The following is an 18989-nucleotide window of genomic DNA, read 5'->3' as shown; positions in this document are numbered from 1 at the left end:
GTCCCGACGCGCAGCAAGCCTCGATTGCAATTCACCGCCCGTCTGCGAGCATGGGCAAAACGATCTGGGAGAGAGAGATCATGCGCTTGGCTTCGCACGTCCTGTTCGCGACAGCGACCGTTGCCGCGTCACCGGCCATGGCGGCCGAAACCATACCCGACGTTCGCATCGAGGTGACCTCGCGGATCGACGCCTACGATGGCAGGACCTTCGGCAACGCCGGCCCTTACGAACGTATCGCCGGCATTGCACACTTGCGGATCGATCCCAGGGCGGCAGCGAACCGCGGCATCGTCGATCTCGCCAAGGCACCGCGCGATTCCGACGGGCTGGTCGCCTACGACGTCGATGTGGTGATCCTGCGTCCCAAAGACGGCACCAGGGCCCGGCGCGTGATGCTCTACGATGTCGTCAACCGCGGCATGAAGCTGATGGCGATGTTCACCGGCGGCTCGGCGATGGGCGGCGGCGACCCGATCGCGCCCGGCGACGGCCTCCTGCTGCGCCAGGGCTATACCCTGGTCTGGAGCGGGTGGCAGGGCGACATTACGCTGTCGGGCAACGGCAAAGGCCTGATCGGCGCGCGCTTCCCCGTGGCGAGTGACGGCGACAAGCCGCTGACCGGTCCCGTCTCGACCGAGACGATCTTCGACAACACCAGTTCCAATCGCCTGTCCTTGCCCTATCGCGCCGCGACGCTCGATCAGGCCTCGGCCAGGCTCACCGTCCGCGCCGTTACGGGCGCGCCCGCAAGGGAAATTGCCGCCAGCGACTGGCGCTTCGAAGACGATCGCCATGTCACGCTCACGCGCCCCGCAGCGATGGATGCCGGCGCAATCTATCGGTTCGACTACGTCGCGCGCGATCCCGTGGTCATGGGCCTCGGCTTCACCGCGACGCGCGACCTGATCGCCTTCTTGCGCCACGGCAGCGCCGCACAGGGCAATCCGCTCGCCGATCTATCCGCAGCGCCGTGCGAGAAGGACGCGAAGCAGGCCTGCGTCAATCCGCGCGGGGGCGCCTTTTCGGCGGCAATCGCCTTCGGCGGCTCGCAGTCGGGGCGCTACCTGCGCGACTTTCTCTGGCAGGGTTTCAACAGTGATCTCGCCGGGCGGCGCGTGTTCGACGGGGTGATCCCGTTCATCCCCGGCGCACGGCAGACCTACACGAACTACCGCTTCGCCGAGCCGGGCCGCTTCTCGCGCCAGCATGAGGATCACGACGTCCCCGGCTTCGGATTTCCCTTCACCTATGCCACCCTGACCGATCCTGTCACCGGCAGGCGCGACGGCATTCTCGCGACCTGCAGCGCCGACGGCACTTGCCCGCGCGTGTTCCACATCGATACCAGCGGCGAATTCTGGCAGGCCGGCGCCTCGCTGGTCGGCACCGGCGGCACCAACCGCGACGTCGCCCTGCCCGCGAACGTGCGCGCCTACATGATCGCCGGCGGCGCCCATGCCCCGGGCATGGCCCTGCCCGCCTGCCGTTATCCGGCCAATCCGCTCAACTATACGCCGATCGTTCGCGCGCTGCTCATCGGCATGGTCGACTGGACACTCGGCCGGGCAGAACCGCCCGCGAGCCGTTGGCCCAGCCTCGGGAAAGGCGAGTTGCGACCCGTGGACGCGCTGCGCGGACCCGAGGGCATCGTCTGGCCCAAGGTGTTCAATCAGCCCATTTCCCCGGCAGGCAAGCGTGCCTGGCCGCAATATGTCCCGGCGATCGACACCCAGGGCAACGACCAGCCCGGCATCCGCATGCCCGAGGTCGCCGTGGCCGAGGGCACCTACCTGGGCTGGAACCTGCGCAAGCCGGGTTTCGGTGAAGGCGACCTCTGCCTGATCGCCGGATCCTATCTGCCTTTTCCCGCTGACAGACGCGAGCCGCCTGCGACCGTCGCCGAGCGCAGGGCCGCGGTCGTCGGGGAACTCGCTGCCGAGCGCCTGCTGCTGGCCGAAGACGCCGCACGCCTGCGCGCGACCCTCGTCGGAAGCAAATGACGCTTGCCTTCCGCATGGAGAAAGTCATAATGAAACGCATCAGTCGCCATTAAGCCGAGTCGCGGCGCGACGTATGTGAAGAGGATCGCCATGAACACGCTGACCGAACTGAGCAGCCCGCCGTCGACCGATCAGGCAGAGGCCGATTCCGCGCCTTTCTTCATTCGCGGACAGGTGATCGACGGTGCCGATCAGATTCACCGCTCGCGCGACCTCGGCGTGTCCTTCGCAACGCCCAAGCTCGATCTCAACAGCCTCGTCCATCCGCGCACGGAGTTGCCGCCGCTGCTCAACACGCCACTGTCGGAGATCATCGACTTCCTGGTGGAATCGGGCCAGCGGCTCTGCGATCCCAATAACGAGCACGTCCAGGCCTGCATCGACCGCATGGCCAAGGTCAGCCTCGCGCCGCGCGCGGTGATCGAGCATCAGATGCTCCACGCCACCGAGTACCTCGACAAGAAGGTATTGATGGAAGTCGTCGAGCAGAACTTCCCCAACCCCAAAGCGCTCGACGAGTGGGTACCACACACCGACCACCAAGGGCGTCGCAGCTTCATCCGCGCCTATGCGCCGCGCCTGATCCACGTGCTGCCCGGCAATTCGCCGGGCATGGGCATCCGCTCGATCGCCCAGTCGGCACTGGTCAAGTCGGTGAGTCTGTTCAAAATGGCCTCGGCCGACCCGTTTTCGACCACGGCCTTCCTGCGCACCATGGCCGAGATCGACCCCAACCACCCCGTCGTCCAGTCGATGTCGGCGATCTACTGGCGCGGCGGCGACGATGCCGTCGAGCGCGTGCTCTATCGCCCGCAGTATTTCGACAAGCTGGTCGCCTGGGGCGGCGGCGACGCGATCAACAACGTGATGAAGTACATCGGCCCGGGCTTCCAACTCGTCTCGTTCGATCCCAAGACCTCGATCTCGATGGTCGGGCGCGAGGCCTTCGCCTCGGCCGAGACCTTGGCAGAGGCCGCCGAGTTCAACGCCCGCGACGTCTCGATCCTCAACCAGGAGGCCTGCGTCTGCAGTCGCTTCACCTTCCTCGAAGCGACGCCTGAAGAGGGTGACCGCTATGCCGAGGTCCTGGCCGAGCGCCTGCGCATCGACCGCACCGGTGAAGGCACGCCGCGCCCGCTCGATCGCGAACTCAAGGAACAGATCGACGTCCTGCGGATGATGGACGACGACTATGCCGTCTTCGGCAAGACCGATGGCCGCGGCGTCGCGATCCGATCGGAAGAACCGGTGGACTTCCACCCGCTGCGCAAGACCTCGAACGTGGTCTGCGTGCCCGACCTGATGGAAGCGATGAAATACGTCAACGTCGCGACCCAGACCGTCGGCGTCTATCCGTTCGGCCGCATGCCCGCGCTGCGCGATCATCTTGCCAGCGGCGGCGCCCAGCGCGTCGTGCGGCTCGGCGAGGCCGGACCCGCGGCGATCGGCAACCCGCACGATGCGATGTACCCGCTGCACCGCTTCGTCCACTGGATGGCCAACGAGGACGGCGTCGAGGGCAGTTGATCGCCTTCTCCGCGCGACACGCCTTGGCCGGCACCGTCCTTTTGTGACACGGGCCGGCCGGGGGTTGCACGCAAGCGAAGCGCGAGTCAGACAGCGAAGCTCGTGGGTTCGAAGAGCGGAGCGGCATGGCGAAATTCATCGCGGTCTACAGCATGAAGGGCGGCGTCGGTAAGACGACGCTGGCGGTCAACCTGGCCTATTGCTCGGCGGTGCTCGGCGGGCACCGCACCTTGCTCTGGGATCTCGATGCGCAGGGCGGCTCGGCCTTCCTGCTGGGACAGGCAGAAGCCTCCCACACCGCCAAGAAGCTGTTTTCCGGCAAGGCCGATCCCGCGGACTTGGCCGAACCGACGCGCTGGCCCGGGCTGGACCTGATCGCCGCCGATCTCTCGCTGCGCCACCTCGAAAGCGACCTGGCCGAAGCCGACAAGCCCAAGCGCCTGCGCAAGCTGCTGCGCACGCTCGAGGACCGTTACGACCGCATCATCCTCGACTGCCCTCCGGGCCTCGGCGAGATCAGCGAGCACATCTTCCGCGCGGTGGAACTGATCGTCGCGCCGGTCGAACCCAATCCCCTGGCACTGCGCACGCTCGATCTCGTCGAAGCCCGCCTCGCCGAGGAGGACGGACGCAAGCCGCGGATCATGCCGGTCCTCTCGATGGTCGATCGCCGCAAGTCACTGCACCGCCAAGTGCGCGAGGCGCATCCCGACTGGCCGGCCATCCCGCAGGCGAGCGCGGTAGAGCGCATGGCAGTGGAACAGGCGCCCGTCGTCGATTTCGCCCGCAGTTCTCCGGGTGCGCGCGCCATCGTCGAAGTCTGGCGCGCGGTCGAAGGCGAGAAGCCCGCAGCGCCGCTGGCGAAGATCCCGGCGAAGACCAAACGATGAAGCCTTCGCGCACGAGCGCCCTTGCCCTGACGCCGTGAATCGCTAGAGAGGCGCAAACAGCCGGCTTCTCGCAGCCGCAACATGGGGCATTCTCGATGGCGACCTTCACCCTTCCGAAGAACAGCGTGATCAGCAAGAAGGGCAATCACCACCGCGCCGAGGGCGCGACGAAGGTCAAGAAGTTCACCGTCTACCGCTACGATCCCGACAGCGGCGAGAATCCCCGTTACGACACCTTCGAGATCGATCTCGACAACTGCGGCCCGATGGTCCTCGACGCGCTCATCAAGATGAAGAGCGAGCAGGACCCGTCGCTGACCTTCCGCCGCTCGTGCCGTGAAGGCATCTGCGGTTCGTGCTCGATGAACATGAACGGCCGCAACGGCCTGGCCTGCACCACCGCGATCGAGGATCTCAAGGGCGAAATCCGCATCACGCCGCTGCCGCACATGGACGTGATCAAGGACCTGGTCCCCGATTTCACGCACTTCTATGCGCAGTACGCTTCGATCCGACCCTGGCTGCAGACCGTCTCGACCACGCCTTCGGGCAAGGAGCGCCTGCAGAGCCCCGAACAGCGCGAGAAGCTCGACGGCCTCTACGAGTGCATCCTCTGCGCCTGCTGCTCGACCTCGTGCCCCAGCTACTGGTGGAACAGCGACAAGTTCCTCGGCCCGGCGATCCTGCTCCAGGCCTATCGCTGGCTGGCCGACAGCCGCGACGAGATGACCGGCGAACGCCTCGACGAGCTCGAGGATCCGTTCCGCCTCTATCGCTGCCACACGATCATGAACTGCGCCAACGTCTGCCCCAAGGGCCTGTCGCCGGCGCGCGCAATCGCCGAGATCAAGAAGATGCAGGCCGAACGGCACGTCTGAGGACGTGAGCGTGGAAGGCCCGGCCTTCTCCTGCGAGCCCGATCCGGATCATGCCGGCTGGCATCGCTGGCGCCTGCTCGACGAAACCCGCTACAACGAAGCGGTACTCGGCCCGATGCTGGTGCGGCGCGAAGGTGACGATTCCGCGCGCTGCCGGATTCTACCCGTGCGTCACCTGACCAACAACGGGGGCAACGTCCACGGCGGCGCCGTGCTCGGCATGATCGACGTCGCGCTTTTCGCCGGGGCCTTCATGGTCCGCGGCATCAATGCGATGGGCGCAGCCACGGTCGACGTGTCGTGCCAGTTCATCGGCCCCGGCAACCCCGACAAGCCGCTAGACGCGGTCGTCCAGGTCCTGCGCGAAACTCGGCGGCTCGGCTTCCTGCGCGGATTGGTCGTGCAGGGCGAGGGTGCGGACGAGAGCCTCGTCGCGTCGTTTACCGGCACCGTCCGCAAGCCCAGCGCGCCGCGATGACCGGCCTGCTCGCCCGTTACGAAGCGCTGATCGCCTCGGGCGAACTGCGCCCCGATGCCGAACAGGAGGCTGCGGCCGAACGGCTCGAAAAGCTCCAGCGCGAACTCGAACGCGCGCCGACGGGCGGCCTGATCGGCAAGCTGTTCGGCAAGAAGCGCGAGAGCCGCCACCGCGGCGTCTACATGTGGGGCGGCGTCGGTCGCGGCAAGTCGATGCTGATGGACCTGTTCCACGACAGCCTGAAGATCGACGAGAAGCGCCGCGTCCACTTCCACGCCTTCATGCTCGAGGTCCACGAACGCCTGCGCGACGAGCGCAAGAAGGAACAGGGCGATCCGATCCCGCCCGTCGCCGCGGCGATCGGCAAGGACCTGCGCTGCCTCGCCTTCGACGAGATGGTGGTCAACAATTCGGCCGACGCGATGATCATGAGCCGGCTGTTCACCCAGCTCATCGAAGACCAGGGCGTGACGATCGTCACCACCTCGAACCGCGCGCCGAAGGATCTCTACAAGGACGGGCTCAACCGCGAGCACTTCCTTCCCTTCATCGCGCTGATCGAGCGCGAGCTCGACGTGCTGACCCTGAACGGTCCGGTCGACTACCGCCTGCATCGCCTCGGTGGCATGGCCATGTGGCATATGCCCCTCGGCCCCGAAGCCACGGCGCAAGTACGCGAGGCCTTCTTTCGCCTGACCGACTATTCGCCCGAGGATAGCGCTCACGTTCCCTCGGCCGAGCTTGATCTCGGCGGGCGGGCGCTGTTCGTACCCAAGAGCCTCAAGGGCGTCGCGGTGTTCAGCTTCAAGCGACTCTGCGGCGAAGCGCGCGGCGCCTCGGACTATCTCGCGATCGCGCGCGCCTATCACACGGTGATCCTCGTCGGCATTCCGAAGATTGGTCCGGACACGCGCAACGAGGCAGCGCGCTTCGTCACGCTGATCGACACGCTCTATGAGCACAAGGTCAAGCTGCTGGTAACGGCCGACGCGGCGCCCGAGAATCTCTATGACAACGGCGGCAAAGGCAACGAAGGCGGCCGCTTCGAATTCGAGAGAACGGTCAGCCGGCTCAACGAAATGCAGAGCGCCGACTACCTGGCGCTAGGACACGGCGAAGAATAGCCATGCCGCCCCGGGCAAGCCCGGGACGGAGATTGACTAGGAGGCCCGAGCCAGCATCGCCTTTTGCGCCTGGGCGCTGGCAAGTCGCTGCATCAGCTTGAGATCCTGCTCACGCAGTTGCAGCGCCGCATCGGCCCACAGGTCGACGATGCGATAGTATTCCGACATCTCGATCGGGTTGGCGACGCGCGTGGCGCGGCGGGCATTGACCACGCCGGCGTGGCGCCGGTCGGTCTTGGCCATGAAATCACGCACCGCGGCCACGCCTTCGCCGGCCGGAGCGAGCTGGTAAACGATTCCGAGATCATACATCTCTTCGGCCGAGTAGGTCTCGTTCGAGAGGATGATGCGATCGGCCATGGCCGCGCCGAGTTTGCGCGAGAGAATCGCGTGTGCGCCCATGCCGGGGAACAAGCCGAAGGTGACTTCGGGCAGGCCAAAGGTCGAGCCGCGCTCGGCAATGATGAAGTCGAATGACAGCAGCGATTCAAAACCGCCGCCGAGCGCCTGGCCCTGGACCAGGCCGATCGTCAGCATCGGCAGGTCGAGCGCGTGCATGTTGCGATCGAGGATTTCCACGCAGCGGTAGCCATAGGCCGCCAGAGCCTCGCGATCCCGCTCGCGAATGAGTTGGTGGAACAGCGCGAGATCGCCGCCGAAGCAGAACACGCCGGGCGCTCGGCTGCCGAGGATGAGGTAGCGCAGCGGCAGCCGTTCGGGACCGAAGCCCTGCTTGATCAGAGACTGCCAGGCCTCGAAATCGGTGAGCATCGTGCGAGTGAAGCTCGGGCGGTCCTTGGGCCGCATGAAGGTCCACAGCGCTTGCTTCGTTTCGTCATAGAGGACGTCGAGCTCTTCGAGCGCGAGCAGGCGCTCCGGCACGGCCAGGCGCCGTTCCGACCGTTCGAGCAGAAGCTCGACGTCATTGGTCAGAGGAATGGCCAGCGCATCATCCGCGCCGTCCTGCTCAGTCCGTCTATCAAGATCGCCGCTCAGCCGATCCATACATAACCCCGCTTACGACCCCGCTGCCAGTTGTTATGTTATCGCGGCCTCTTGAGAATCTACGCGAGCACGGAGTCCCTTGGCAAAGGGATTTTGCGCGACGCAGCGTCCATCAAGGGACCGCGACTACGTATAAACACTGTGCAAAACGGATAAATTTCACTTGACCGTGTCATTAAAGGCACGGTCCGCTCGCGTCCTCGGAAATGCCGTCCGTGATCATACTCACGGAAGATTCCCGTATTAAAATCCGTATCCTGTATGGTTAACTTGAAATTTACCACAACCTATGGCGTTCGAGTCGCTTCGTAAATTAGACAATGGTCGAACATCATGCGGCCATCCCGGCGTCCTTCAGGCGTCGAGACATTCGCAGAATTCCGCCGATTTCGAAAAAACGTCAGGCTGCAGCGCCCAACCGCTCGAGCGATCTCTCGAGCATGAGCAGCTGCCACAACAGGCGCGAATTGTCGGCCCGTCCGGCGATGTGCGCAGACGCGAGCAGACTAAGCTGCTCGCGGTCGAACCAGCCCATGCGCGCGAGCCCGGCGCTCTCGCCGATCGCTCGCGCAGCTTCGGCCAGCGGACCGCGAAACCACTGTGAGATCGGCGTCACGAAGCCCTGCTTGGGACGATAGAGTATGTCATCGGGCAGGTAGCGGCGCATGGCCTTCTTCATCAGCCACTTGCCCTGCCCGCGCTGTGTGCGCAGCCGCTCCGGCATACTGGCGGCGAATTCGATCAGGCGATGATCGAGCAGAGGCTCGCGCGCCTCGAGCCCCACCGCCATCGACGCGCGATCGACCTTGGTCAGGATATCGCCAGGCAGCCAGAACTTGAGATCGGCATATTGCGCGCGATCGAGCCCCGAGCGTGCGGGAGCCTGCTGCATCAGCGCGACCAGTGGCTGCTCTGCGCGATAGTCGCCGCGCAGCCGCTGGAAGTCCGGTGAATAGATGCGATCGCGCACCTCCGGCGGCGTCACCGACAGTGCGCGGGCATAGCCCTCCTCGCTGCTCGCCGCGAGCGAGAGGAAGGTTGATTTGGCGCGGAACATCCGCGGCGCCCAGTCGGCCTTGGGGTAAGCCGCACCGAGGGCACCGAACACGGGGCGGCGCAGCGATGACGGAAGCAAACCGCGCAGCCCGTCCTCGTTGCGCTGGAACACGTGTCGGCGATAGCCCGCAAGCGCCTCGTCCGCGCCGTCGCCCGACAGCGCCACGGTCACGTTCTCGCGCGCAAGCTGGCAGACCCGCCAGGTCGGCAGCGCCGAGGCATCGGCGAAGGGTTCGTCAAACATGGCCGCGAGCGTATCGATCGCAGTGAAATCGTCCTGAGACACCGTGCGGCTGCGATGATCGGTGTGAAAGCGCTCGGCGATCTGCCTAGCATAGCCGGTTTCGTCGAGTTCGGCGACGTCGAAGCCGATCGAACAGGTCTTGACCGGATTGGTGCTCGCCTCGGCCATCAGCGCGACGACGCTAGAACTGTCGACCCCGCCCGAGAGGAAAGCGCCCAGCGGAACGTCGGACACCATGCGCGAGGTGACGGCTTGGCGTAGCAGCAGCACCAGTTCGGCCTCGAGATCGGCGGCACTGCCGCGACGCCGCTCGGCGAACGAGACGTCCCACCATTGCACGGGCCGCGGCATCGAAGCGTCATGGCGCAGCAGCAGATAGTGCCCCGCGGGCAGCTTTTCGACGCCCTTCAGGATGGACCGCGTATCGGGCACGTAGCCCCAGGTCAGATAGTCCTCGACCGCCAGCGGATCGGCCTCGCGACGCAACAGCGGATGGGCGGTCAGCGCCTTGAGCTCGGACCCGAAGATCAGGCTGCCATCGGCGAGCGGCGCCAGGAACAGCGGCTTCACCCCGAGCCGGTCGCGCGCGAGGAAGAGCGTGCGTTGCTCGAGATCGTAGATCGCAAAAGCGAACATGCCGTGGAGCCGAGGCAGGCAGTCGATCCCCCAGCGCTGCCAGGCTGCAAGGATGACTTCGCTGTCGCCGTCGGTGTGGAACACCGCGCCGGTCGCGCGTAGTTCCTCGCGCAGTTCGCGGTAGTTGTAGATTTCGCCGTTGAACACGAGCATCGCGCGCCCGTCGGTCGAGGCCATCGGTTGCGGTGATCCGGCAAGGTCGATGATCGAGAGCCGGCGATGGCCGAGCCCCACGCCGGGTGCGGTCCAGACACCCTGGCCGTCCGGTCCGCGATGCGCGATCGCGTCGCACATACGCTCAACCCGCGCCGGGTCGACCGGCTTGGGTGTCGAAAGATGGAAAATGCCCGCAATTCCGCACATCGGCCGAAGTCCTAGCGGAGGCCGGCCACGCGGTCCATCCATCGGTCCGTTGGACCGATCGCACGGAGGAATCGATCCAGAGCCAGCTTCGTGGGACGTCCGGGCGTAGATTCAGCCGAGACGATCAGCATCATCGTCGGCCTTTCGCGGAGAAACACCCGGTCGGCCATATTGGCGAGCTTGAGCCGGGCGTTACTGCCGGTCAGCAAATCTCCCGTCCTATACCAGGTATAGGCAAGCCGTTCGACGCGGCCTTCGGCCAGCATGCGATCGGTTCGGGCATCGGCGATCGCCGGCCCCGGCGACTGCCAGGCCCAAAGACCATCGGGCGGAAGCGCGCCTTGGCCGAAGCCGCCCGCTTCGCGCCCTTCGGTCTGGGCAGCGTAGAGCGCAACGAACACGTCGACCTCATGACCTGCGGCATCGGCATAGCGGCCGATCAAGCGATGATCGGCGCCCTGCGCGCGGGGCTCCCATGGCAGGCTCGGGCGGTGGGCGACGCGCTGCCAACCGGCCACTTGCGGTAGATCGATGGCCCCCGGCATCGGCGCGGCGAGCGCATCGGCGGCGCGTGTCCAAACCTGTCCCACGAACAGGATCGCGATCAGCGCGAACAGCGCAGGCATAGCGCCGATGCGCAAGGCTTCTAGCCGCGCGATCACCCGCGAGGCCGTGATCCGGTCGAGATCGACCATCGGCTCGTCCATGGGGCGATCGAAGAACCGCCACGACAGCGCCAGCACGAGCGCGATCACGATGGCGAAGAATATCCAGCCATAGACGATGTGATCGAAACCCGAGGCGCGCTCCGCGCCGACATATTGCGCCACGAAGACCGTAGCCCAAGCGCGCACTCCGTTCGCCAGAACCGGCACGACGAGGCAGACCGCAAGGAAGGCCAGGCGGCGCGGCCAGCGGGTGAAGCAGACCTCTGCGGCCAGCACGCCGAAGGCTGCCATGGCGATCAGGAATTTGACCCCCGAACAGGCCTCGGCCACCTCGAACAGTCCCGCCGGCGTATGGATGAACACGCCGTCGATCACTGCAGGCACGCCACTCAAATGCACGAGAGAGATGGTGATCGCCGCGGTGATCATCTGCAGGGCCGGAACCAGTTCGTCGCCGATCGGCACCAGGAAAACCATGTAAACCAGCGGAAACGCAAGGACTGCGCCGATCCTCGGGCCCAGGAAAGTGAGCACCGAACCGGCAAGCAGGGTCACCGCACCCGCCTGCCGCGCGACCGAGAGGCCCGCAAACTCGCCGAGCACCCAGAGCAGGCCCGCAGCCGCGCTCAGCACCAACCCCGGCCACCATGCTTGCGGCGTCAGCTTCGCGAGCTGCGGCAGCCGCTCGTAGACCAACCAGGCAATGATCGCGGGAACCAGGACCACGTGGTTGTAGGTCGAGATGTTCCACCACTGGTCGGCCATGTCCGCCCAGTCGGACAGGAACAGCAGCAGGTCCGCGATCCAGGCGCCCGCAAGCAGGCCGAGCGCGGCACGCCAGGCCTGGGGAACGTTCGCGAAAAGGCCTGGGCCGGAGCGCAGCCGCGCGGCGATGTCATGCGGCATGACGCTGCGCCCCACCCTTAGCTTGGATGAATTCCGCCAGCGGCGCGAGCGCTGCATCCCAGCTCACGTTCTCGACGACGAAACGGCGCGCCGCCTCGCCCAATCGGCGCGCGCGGGCAGTGTCATCGAGCAGGGTCAGCACCGACTCGGCCAGCGCAGCGTCGGTGTCGGCCACAGCGAAATGCTCGCCATCCTGCGCCGCGATGCCCGTAGCCGCTTCACGGCTCAACACGACGGGGAGCGCCATCGACATGGCCTCGAGCACCTTGTTCTGTACCCCGCGACCGATCTCGAGCGGGATCAGCGCGCAGTCAGCCGCGGCGAGCCAGGGGCGGACGTCATCGACCCGGCCCCAGACGTGACAGCCGTCGCGGCCATGCCGCGCGAGCAGTTCGGGCGTCGGATTGCGGCCGACGATATGAAAGCTGGCCTCGGGTCGAATGGCACGAATCCGCGGCAGCACGCGCTCGATCACGCGGCGTGCGGCGTCGATGTTGGGCGCGTAGTCCATCTGCCCGGTGAAGATCAGGCGGGGGCCGGTGCAGGCGAGCATCCGCGGTTCCGGCGAAACCAGCACGGGATCGAAACCCGCACTGTCGATACCATTGCCCAGAACACGAACCTCGGCCGGCGAACCTGCCGGGAGGCGAGAACGGAACAGTTCGGTCTCGGCAGCCGAGATCAGCAGGGTGACGTCTGCGCGCGCTGCAAGCCGCGCTTCCTCGGCACCGAGAAGCCTCGCCTCACGCGCCTCGACGAGCGCCATCGGCCCCCTGCGCTTGGCGGCATAGGCTTCGAACTTGGCCGAATCGACGTCGACCAGATCGACGATCAGCCGGCCCGGGAAGTCCGCGGGAACGTATTGGCCCATCTGCCCCGAGAAGACGTAGATCGCCGCGATCGAGCGCGTCGCCAAGGTCTGCGCGACATAGTCGGCAAGCGCGCGATCGTGGAACGCGGTCAGGCTGACCGGGCGCCCCGTGGCGAGAGCCTGGAGCGCCGCCAGTGGCAGCGGCTTGGTCCGGCGACGCAGGCAATAGCTCGCGGCCATGCTTGCGAGGCTCGCTTCCTCGGCGAAATCGGCTTCGTCGTCGGCGAAAGTCGCCACGTGGACCGGCGCGATGTCTGCGAGGTGCTTGAGGATATGGTGAGAGCGGATCTTGTCGCCGCGATCGGGCGGAAACGGCAGGCGATGCGCGATGAACAGGATTTCACCGTTCATCCCAGACCCCGTGCGATCCAGGGACCCAGGCGGTTCGCCACGGCGAGCGGCAGCTTCCGCCAGAGCGCGATCTGCAGGGCGTGTTTTCTGCTCGTCGGATCGGCGTCGCGCGGCGCCTCGCCGGGGGCGGTCCAGGTCGCATAGGTCAAAGGTTCAGGCTCGAACCCCCAGTTGCGCTTGAAATGGTAAGCGCCGCTGTTGGTCTTCGACCGGCCGAAGTCGAAATGGCTGCAGCCGCGCTCGCGCGCATGGCGCATGAGCTCGAAATACATGCGATCGTTGCCGCGCAGGAGCCGCGCGGCCTGAGTGCCGCCGCCCCAATAGGGCATGACGGCGCCGCGGTGGTAAAGCGAGAGCACGCTCGCAACGGCCACGCCTTCGTGGCGCACGGTCAGAATGTCGGCATCGGTACCGAAGCGATCGAGCACCGCATCGAACAGCGCGCGCGGGAAGACCGGCGTGCCGAGATTGCGGACGCTCTCGGCGTATACCGCATAGTGTGCCGCGCGGTCGCGCGCGCTGGTGCCGATCTCGATCTCAAACGAATTGGCGAGCCCCTTGCGGACCTCGGCGCGCTGCTTGCGCGGGATCGCCAGGAGTTGAGCCTCGTCGTCTGCAGCGAGAGGGATCACGAAACCGCAGTGTGATTCGGTCTTCAAAGTCCAGCCCGCTCGGTCCTGCGGCAGGCTGCCACCGCGCAGTTCGATTGCCGGGCATGACCGCCGCAGCGCCTGGCCTTCGGCCTGGGCGAAAATCGCCGCCACGTCGACATCGTCGCTAGCAAGAAGGCCACCGTCGACCGCGAAACCGCTCGATGCGAGCAGGCGGCCGAAGATCGGCGAATGGATTTCGCTCAATGGCAGATAGGCGACGATCTCACCGTGGTGCTCGGCGATGAGCGCAAGCGGGCGATTGCCGGTTCCCGCGGCGATCGCTTGCAGCCAGGCCAGACGGTGAAACGGTGTCGCGTCAGGATGCGCGGCGACGAATGCCTCGATCCGCGCCGTCTCATTCGGGTCAGCCAGGTCAGCGAGGTGGATCCGCTCGCGCTGGGGGACGAAAGGCGCGTTCATACGGCCAGCGCGATGGCGCGCAGCGCTTCGCCGCGGGCCAGATCGTCCATGCGGCCCCAATCAAAATCCGCGATCAATTTCTGCAACTTGCCGGCCATACCGTCGAGATTGGTGTAATGCCGCAGCTTCGACTTGAGCGGCGCATGAGCCACGCGCGGCTGTTCGGGGTCGATCTCCCACGGGTGGAAGTAGAAAACCGCCGGACGGTCGTCACGCCGGTTGACCTGGCGGATCGCCCAGCGCGAGAACTGGTAGGGCAGAACGCGAAAGAAACCCCCGCCCCCGGCAGCCAGGCGACGGCCAGCGAATTCGGCCGTCGTCACCGGGATCTCGATGAAATCGGCATCGGCGAGCGGGCGGAAGGCGAAGCGCGGCGCCTCGCGCCAGCCATAGTGGTCGTGCGCGATCGGTGCGACGCTCGAACTATAGGCGTAGCCCTGCTCGGCGAGTTCGGCGAAGGCCCAAGGCGTGCGCTGGTCGATCGAGAAGCTCGGGGCGCGATAACCGCTGACACGCTCACCGCTAGCATCTTCAATGGCTTCACGGCTCTTCTTGAGATCGAGCGCAAATCCGGCGCGGTCCATGGTGAAGACGCGCGCATGGTCCCAGCCATGGCTGGCGATCTCGTGCCCCTGCGCGGCGATGCGCCGCATCATCGCCGGATAGCGCTTCGCCACCCAACCGAGCGTGAAGAAGGTCGCCTTGACCTCGGCCTCGGCGAACAGCGCGAGGATCGCGTCGCAATTGCGTTCGACTCGCATCGTCAGCCCGTGCCAGTCGCCACGGTCGATGACCGTCTCGAAGGCGCCGACCTGAAACCAGTCCTCGACGTCGACCGACAGGCCGTTGATCGGCCCGCGGGTCCCGCCGGGCGCGGGCATGTCGATAGGCAGGGCGGCGGTCACGGGCGAAGTCTCCCTGCGAGAGGCATCAGGATCAGGCTGCGGCGCGCGCGCCGTTCTCGGTCTCGATCCATTCGATCAGCATGGTCAGCGTATGGCGGATCGCGCTTTCCTGCTCGATCACCTGGCTTTCGAGTGCACCGACGCGATCGCGCAGGATCGTGAGTTCGTTCTGCGCGCTCGGGGTTTCGACCTTGTTGGCGAGTTCGACGATGGCGTGCTGAAGCTCGGCGATCTGCGCGTCTCGCTCGGCCAGAGCGACCTGGAGCGCGGCGGCGGCAACGCCCTCGATCGGCTGCGGCGCGACCGCGACAGGCGCGGACTGCGGTGCCGGAACGGAGGCTTCCCGCTTCGGCGCAGCATCGTGCCCGAGCTCACCGAGAACCTGCTGCAGCATCGCATTGTCGACGTGGCTGCGCTGCTCGACCGCGCCGAGCATAAGCAGACGATTGAAGATCTGGTTGATTCGCCGCGGCACGCCGCCGCTGGCCGTATAGAGCTCGGCGAAGACGCGCTGGTCGAAGCTGGGATTACCGTTCCAGCCGACGCGCTTGAGGCGGTGCTCGATATAGGCCTGGACTTCGCTGGCCTCCATCGCCTCGAGGTGATGCGTGGCGATGACGCGCTGGCGAAGCTGTTCGAGCTGCGGATGGTCGAGCAGAGTGCCGCGGAACTCGGGCTGGCCGAGCAGCAGCGTCTGCAGCAAGGGGTGCGAGCCGAGCTGGAAATTCGACAGCATGCGCAGTTCTTCGAGAGCGCCGATCGACAGGTTCTGCGATTCGTCGACGATCAGCAGGCAGCGCCGGCCCGCGCGCGCCTCGTCGTGGAGGAATGCCTCGATCGCTCCGAGCGCCGAAGCCTTGTCATGTCCCTGTACCGGCAGACCGAAAGCCTGCGCGATGACATGGATCACCTCGCCTTCGTCGAGCTTGCTGGTGACGATCTGCGCGGCGGTCAGCCGTGCGGGATCGATCGTCGCCATGAGGTAGGCGACCAGGGTCGACTTGCCCGCGCCGACCTCGCCGGTAATCACGACGAAGCCTTCCGCCTGGGCGAGGCCATAGGAGAGATAGGACAGCGCCTTGCGGTGCGTCAGGCTCTCGAAATAGAACGCCGGATCGGGCGTGAGCTGGAAAGGGCGGCCGCTAAGCCCGTAGAATTCGTCGAACATTCGTGCCCCCTGGGCTTAGAAACTGTAGCGCAGGCCGAGGAGCGCCGAAGCGATCCACTGATCCGGCAGCGGCTCTTCGCGATCGATGCCGTCGATGCCCACGGCTGCCGTGGCCGAGAGACGACGGGTCAGGTTTCGATAGTAGGACGCGGTCGCCCCAATCGCCGTTCCATCGCCGTTCAGGCTCGATCCGCTCTGGAACCAGTTCGCGCGCACTTCGCCACGAACACCCGAGTCCGCGTCGAGCCGGCGACTGAGAAAACCAGCGAGCCAATAGTTCTCGTCGACCACGCCGCTTTGCTGCGCGAGCACCGTTCCTGGCGCACCGATGAAGCGACGGCGATCGTAACCCCCGCCAAGCCCGGCATTCATACGGCCGAAATTGACACTGTATGTCGCCATCACGCCGCGCGCACGGAACGCCGACGAACGCACCGAACTGAGCGCACCGCTCAGGCAGTTGCCGCCGTCGAGCGATGAGACGCAACCACCGAAGCCGCCGGTGAGTGGGTTGCGGACCACCTCGAAGTCGGTCGGCAGGCCATCGAGCGATCGGGCCAACTGGCCGCCGAAGCCGGCGATACTGTCGTAGACCGAAACGTTGAATGCCGCGCGCGGGTTCGGCGCATAGGCGAAGGTGCCGTAATAGGTGGTCGAGCCGTAACGGCGACCGACATGCGCCTCGAGCGCGGTGCGGCGGCTCGGACGCCAGATCACGCCGGCATCCCAGATCAAACCGCTGACGTCGTATCCGATCAGGCGCGGGCCGCTCTTGTCGGTAACGTAACGGCCGTCGTTGCCGACCACCGGATTGCCGGCTGTATCACGCACCGCATCGCGACCCGAGATCTCGACGTCTTCGTAACCGATCCCGCCCACGACATGGAGCGTATTGGTGATCGGCACGGTCACGTCGGCCCGCGCTGCGAAATTCTCGATGCGTTGATCGAGATTCGACACGTCCTCACGGTAATAGCTCGCCCCGGCGCTCAAGCCGACGGGCAGTATCTGGCCCGGTTTGACCCCGGCCTTGACGTCGGCATACTGGACCACGCTATCGTCGAACACGTCGACCGGCGGCTGGCCCGGCGTGTTTACGAAGGCGTCCGGCGCCTCGACCTTGCTGTAACCGATACGGTAATTGGCGTTGACCGCCACGGGACCGGCATGGGTCGCGAGCGACGGTCCCGCGTAGACCGAATAGACCTGAGTCACCGCGTCGTTGCCGACGTCGATCGGCGAAAGCGCCGAAGAACCGTCGACTCCCACGCGCGTACGCGCCGCGAGTGCGCCGGCATGCATCGTGAGGCCTGGCACGACCGTGGCATAACCATTGGCGACGCCGCTGATCGTATTGCTGTCGGCAGCGCGCCCCCATCCGAAGCGATGCTCATAGCGCAGCGAAACCGAGAGACCATTGTTGCGCCCCTGGATCGAGGCGTCGACACCGGCTGCAACCGTCGAATAGGTAAGCGTGTCGTCACCCGGCGAGAGCTCGGCAGTGACGATCTGCGCGGCTTCGATGTAGGGCGTGATCCGAACGCCGCGGCTACCCGCATTTCGACCGCCCCGTCCGGCGCGATCACCGCGATCGGACGATCCGGAGCCGTCGCTCGCCTTGACGTCGTCGCCGCCCGAACTTCCTCCCGAACCACCGCCCGAGACGTTGCCGTAGCCGATCGACTGTGCCGTCGCGGCGAGCGGAAGCGCACAGGCGCCCGCAGCCAGCAATGCGGCCAGATTCCTCGAATGGCGTGACTGCATGGTCATGCTCCGTATCCGTAATAGGCGCCGAACTTGCGGCCGCTCGGGCTGAAGCTTGCGGCGTTCAGCAAGAGCTGGATGTTGGGACAGCCCGACAGCAACGAGATCGCATCTTCGAGCGATTGCTGGCCGGTTTGGCCGGCGCGGCAGATGACCAGCGCCTGACCGGCATATTTGGCGAGTTCGGCCGCGGGCGATGCCGCGAGCGCCGGAGGCGAGTCGAAGATCACGATGCGGTGCGGCGCATCCTCGGTCAGACGATCGAGCACGCTTGCGGTTCGCGACGAGTTCAGGTTCTCGCTATCGCGATTGGTCGCATTGCCCGCAGGAAGGACCTTGAGGCCTGGAATGTCGGTGTTGAGCACCAGATCGGCAACATCGAGCGCGGGATCGGCAAGCGCGTCCATCAGACCCTGTCCGCCCGGCAGGCCGAGCGCGCTCAGCACCGAGGGCTTGGCGAAATCGGCGTCGACGAGAAGCACTTCGCTCTCCCTCTCCGCGGCGATCGCCAGCGCGAGGTTCACAGCGCAGTAGGTCTTGCCCTCGCCGGGATGCGGCGAGCAGATCAGCAGACGCTGTCCCTTGGCCGCGGCGCCCTGGCGCTTGAGATCGGCAGCGTTGAGCAGGAGCTGCCGCTTGACGATGCGGAACTCCTCGAGCGTCGCCGAGACGTTGCCCTCGGGCTGAATGAAGCCCTGACGACGAAGATGCTCGCGATCGATCGGATGTTCGGTATCGTCGCGCGGCGACGAGGCGGCTGGCGCAACGACCGGACGCACGACGGGCGCGGGCATGACCGCTGCTGGTGCCGCTTCGACGATCGCCTCGGGTTCGGCTTCCACCACTTCCGGACGGATCTCGGGTTGGGCCGGCTCGACCGCGACCGCGCGCACCTCGGCGGCCGGCTCGGGAACTGCGGGTTTCGAAGCGATCTGCGACTTGAAACTCGCGGGCACCGGCGGCGCTGCAAACTGGCCCCAGCCGAAGCTCTCGACGGCGCGCTCGATCAGCGAACCGCCGTCCTTGGGCCCATTTCCGTTCGGGAGGGGTATCTTGGTCTGCTCGGTCATACGTTACCC

Annotated in this window: 15 protein-coding genes; 6 read left to right on the top strand and 9 right to left on the bottom strand. The window is 66.0% G+C overall.

What is annotated here, in order from left to right:
- Positions 1-80 precede the first annotated feature (80 nt).
- The 6 genes from WG901_RS03425 to zapE all read left to right on the top strand — a co-directional run bounded on the left by WG901_RS03425 (position 81) and on the right by zapE (position 6900).
- Positions 81-2003: an alpha/beta hydrolase domain-containing protein gene (locus WG901_RS03425; RefSeq protein ID WP_339585602.1), complete on the top strand. Its 1923-nt coding sequence runs from the start codon at positions 81-83 to the stop codon at positions 2001-2003.
- 90 nt (positions 2004-2093) lie between these two features.
- Positions 2094-3530, top strand: coding sequence for an acyl-CoA reductase (locus WG901_RS03420; RefSeq protein WP_339585601.1), 1437 nt, complete (start codon positions 2094-2096; stop codon positions 3528-3530).
- Positions 3531-3655: 125 nt separating this feature from the next.
- Positions 3656-4420, top strand: coding sequence for a ParA family protein (locus WG901_RS03415; RefSeq protein WP_339585600.1), 765 nt, complete (start codon positions 3656-3658; stop codon positions 4418-4420).
- A gap of 95 nt (positions 4421-4515) precedes the next feature.
- The gene (locus WG901_RS03410; RefSeq protein WP_339585599.1) at positions 4516-5298 is read left to right on the top strand and encodes a succinate dehydrogenase iron-sulfur subunit; all 783 of its coding nucleotides are present in this window, start codon (positions 4516-4518) and stop codon (positions 5296-5298) included.
- Between the two features lie 4 nt (positions 5299-5302).
- Positions 5303-5776: a PaaI family thioesterase gene (locus WG901_RS03405; protein WP_339585598.1), complete on the top strand. Its 474-nt coding sequence runs from the start codon at positions 5303-5305 to the stop codon at positions 5774-5776.
- The gene (zapE, locus tag WG901_RS03400; RefSeq protein WP_339585597.1) at positions 5773-6900 is read left to right on the top strand and encodes a cell division protein ZapE; all 1128 of its coding nucleotides are present in this window, start codon (positions 5773-5775) and stop codon (positions 6898-6900) included. Before WG901_RS03405 ends, zapE begins: the two co-directional genes overlap by 4 nt.
- Before the next feature lie 36 nt (positions 6901-6936).
- Here the strand turns inward: zapE and WG901_RS03395 are convergent, their stop codons facing one another.
- From WG901_RS03395 to WG901_RS03355, 9 genes are all read right to left on the bottom strand, one after another.
- A complete protein-coding gene (locus WG901_RS03395) occupies positions 6937-7905 on the bottom strand; it encodes a crotonase/enoyl-CoA hydratase family protein (protein ID WP_339585596.1) in 969 nt (322 codons plus the stop codon).
- Positions 7906-8305: 400 nt separating this feature from the next.
- The gene (locus WG901_RS03390) at positions 8306-10204 is read right to left on the bottom strand and encodes an XrtA/PEP-CTERM system amidotransferase (protein WP_339585595.1); all 1899 of its coding nucleotides are present in this window, start codon (positions 10202-10204) and stop codon (positions 8306-8308) included.
- An 11-nt stretch (positions 10205-10215) separates the two neighbouring features.
- Complete coding sequence (gene xrtA / locus WG901_RS03385; protein WP_339585594.1) at positions 10216-11778, bottom strand: exosortase A; 1563 nt, start codon at positions 11776-11778, stop codon at positions 10216-10218.
- Positions 11768-13000: a TIGR03087 family PEP-CTERM/XrtA system glycosyltransferase gene (locus WG901_RS03380; RefSeq protein WP_339585593.1), complete on the bottom strand. Its 1233-nt coding sequence runs from the start codon at positions 12998-13000 to the stop codon at positions 11768-11770. The genes xrtA and WG901_RS03380 overlap by 11 nt, the downstream gene beginning before the upstream one ends.
- Positions 12997-14073, bottom strand: a complete 1077-nt coding sequence (locus WG901_RS03375; protein ID WP_339585592.1) for a FemAB family XrtA/PEP-CTERM system-associated protein — start codon at positions 14071-14073, stop codon at positions 12997-12999. The genes WG901_RS03380 and WG901_RS03375 overlap by 4 nt, the downstream gene beginning before the upstream one ends.
- The gene (locus WG901_RS03370; protein ID WP_339586641.1) at positions 14070-14954 is read right to left on the bottom strand and encodes an XrtA system polysaccharide deacetylase; all 885 of its coding nucleotides are present in this window, start codon (positions 14952-14954) and stop codon (positions 14070-14072) included. Before WG901_RS03370 ends, WG901_RS03375 begins: the two co-directional genes overlap by 4 nt.
- Before the next feature lie 55 nt (positions 14955-15009).
- Positions 15010-16146, bottom strand: coding sequence for an XrtA/PEP-CTERM system-associated ATPase (locus WG901_RS03365; RefSeq protein WP_339585591.1), 1137 nt, complete (start codon positions 16144-16146; stop codon positions 15010-15012).
- A gap of 15 nt (positions 16147-16161) precedes the next feature.
- Complete coding sequence (locus tag WG901_RS03360; RefSeq protein ID WP_339585590.1) at positions 16162-17916, bottom strand: TonB-dependent receptor; 1755 nt, start codon at positions 17914-17916, stop codon at positions 16162-16164.
- On the bottom strand, positions 17913-18980 hold the full coding sequence (locus WG901_RS03355) for a P-loop NTPase family protein (protein ID WP_339585589.1): 1068 nt from the start codon (positions 18978-18980) through the stop codon (positions 17913-17915). Before WG901_RS03355 ends, WG901_RS03360 begins: the two co-directional genes overlap by 4 nt.
- Positions 18981-18989 lie beyond the last annotated feature (9 nt).

Source organism: Novosphingobium anseongense, from assembly GCF_037482895.1.
GTDB classification, from domain to species: domain Bacteria; phylum Pseudomonadota; class Alphaproteobacteria; order Sphingomonadales; family Sphingomonadaceae; genus Novosphingobium; species Novosphingobium anseongense.
Note: the sequence above shows the minus strand (reverse complement) of the source record. Positions and strands in the feature narration are given on the sequence as shown.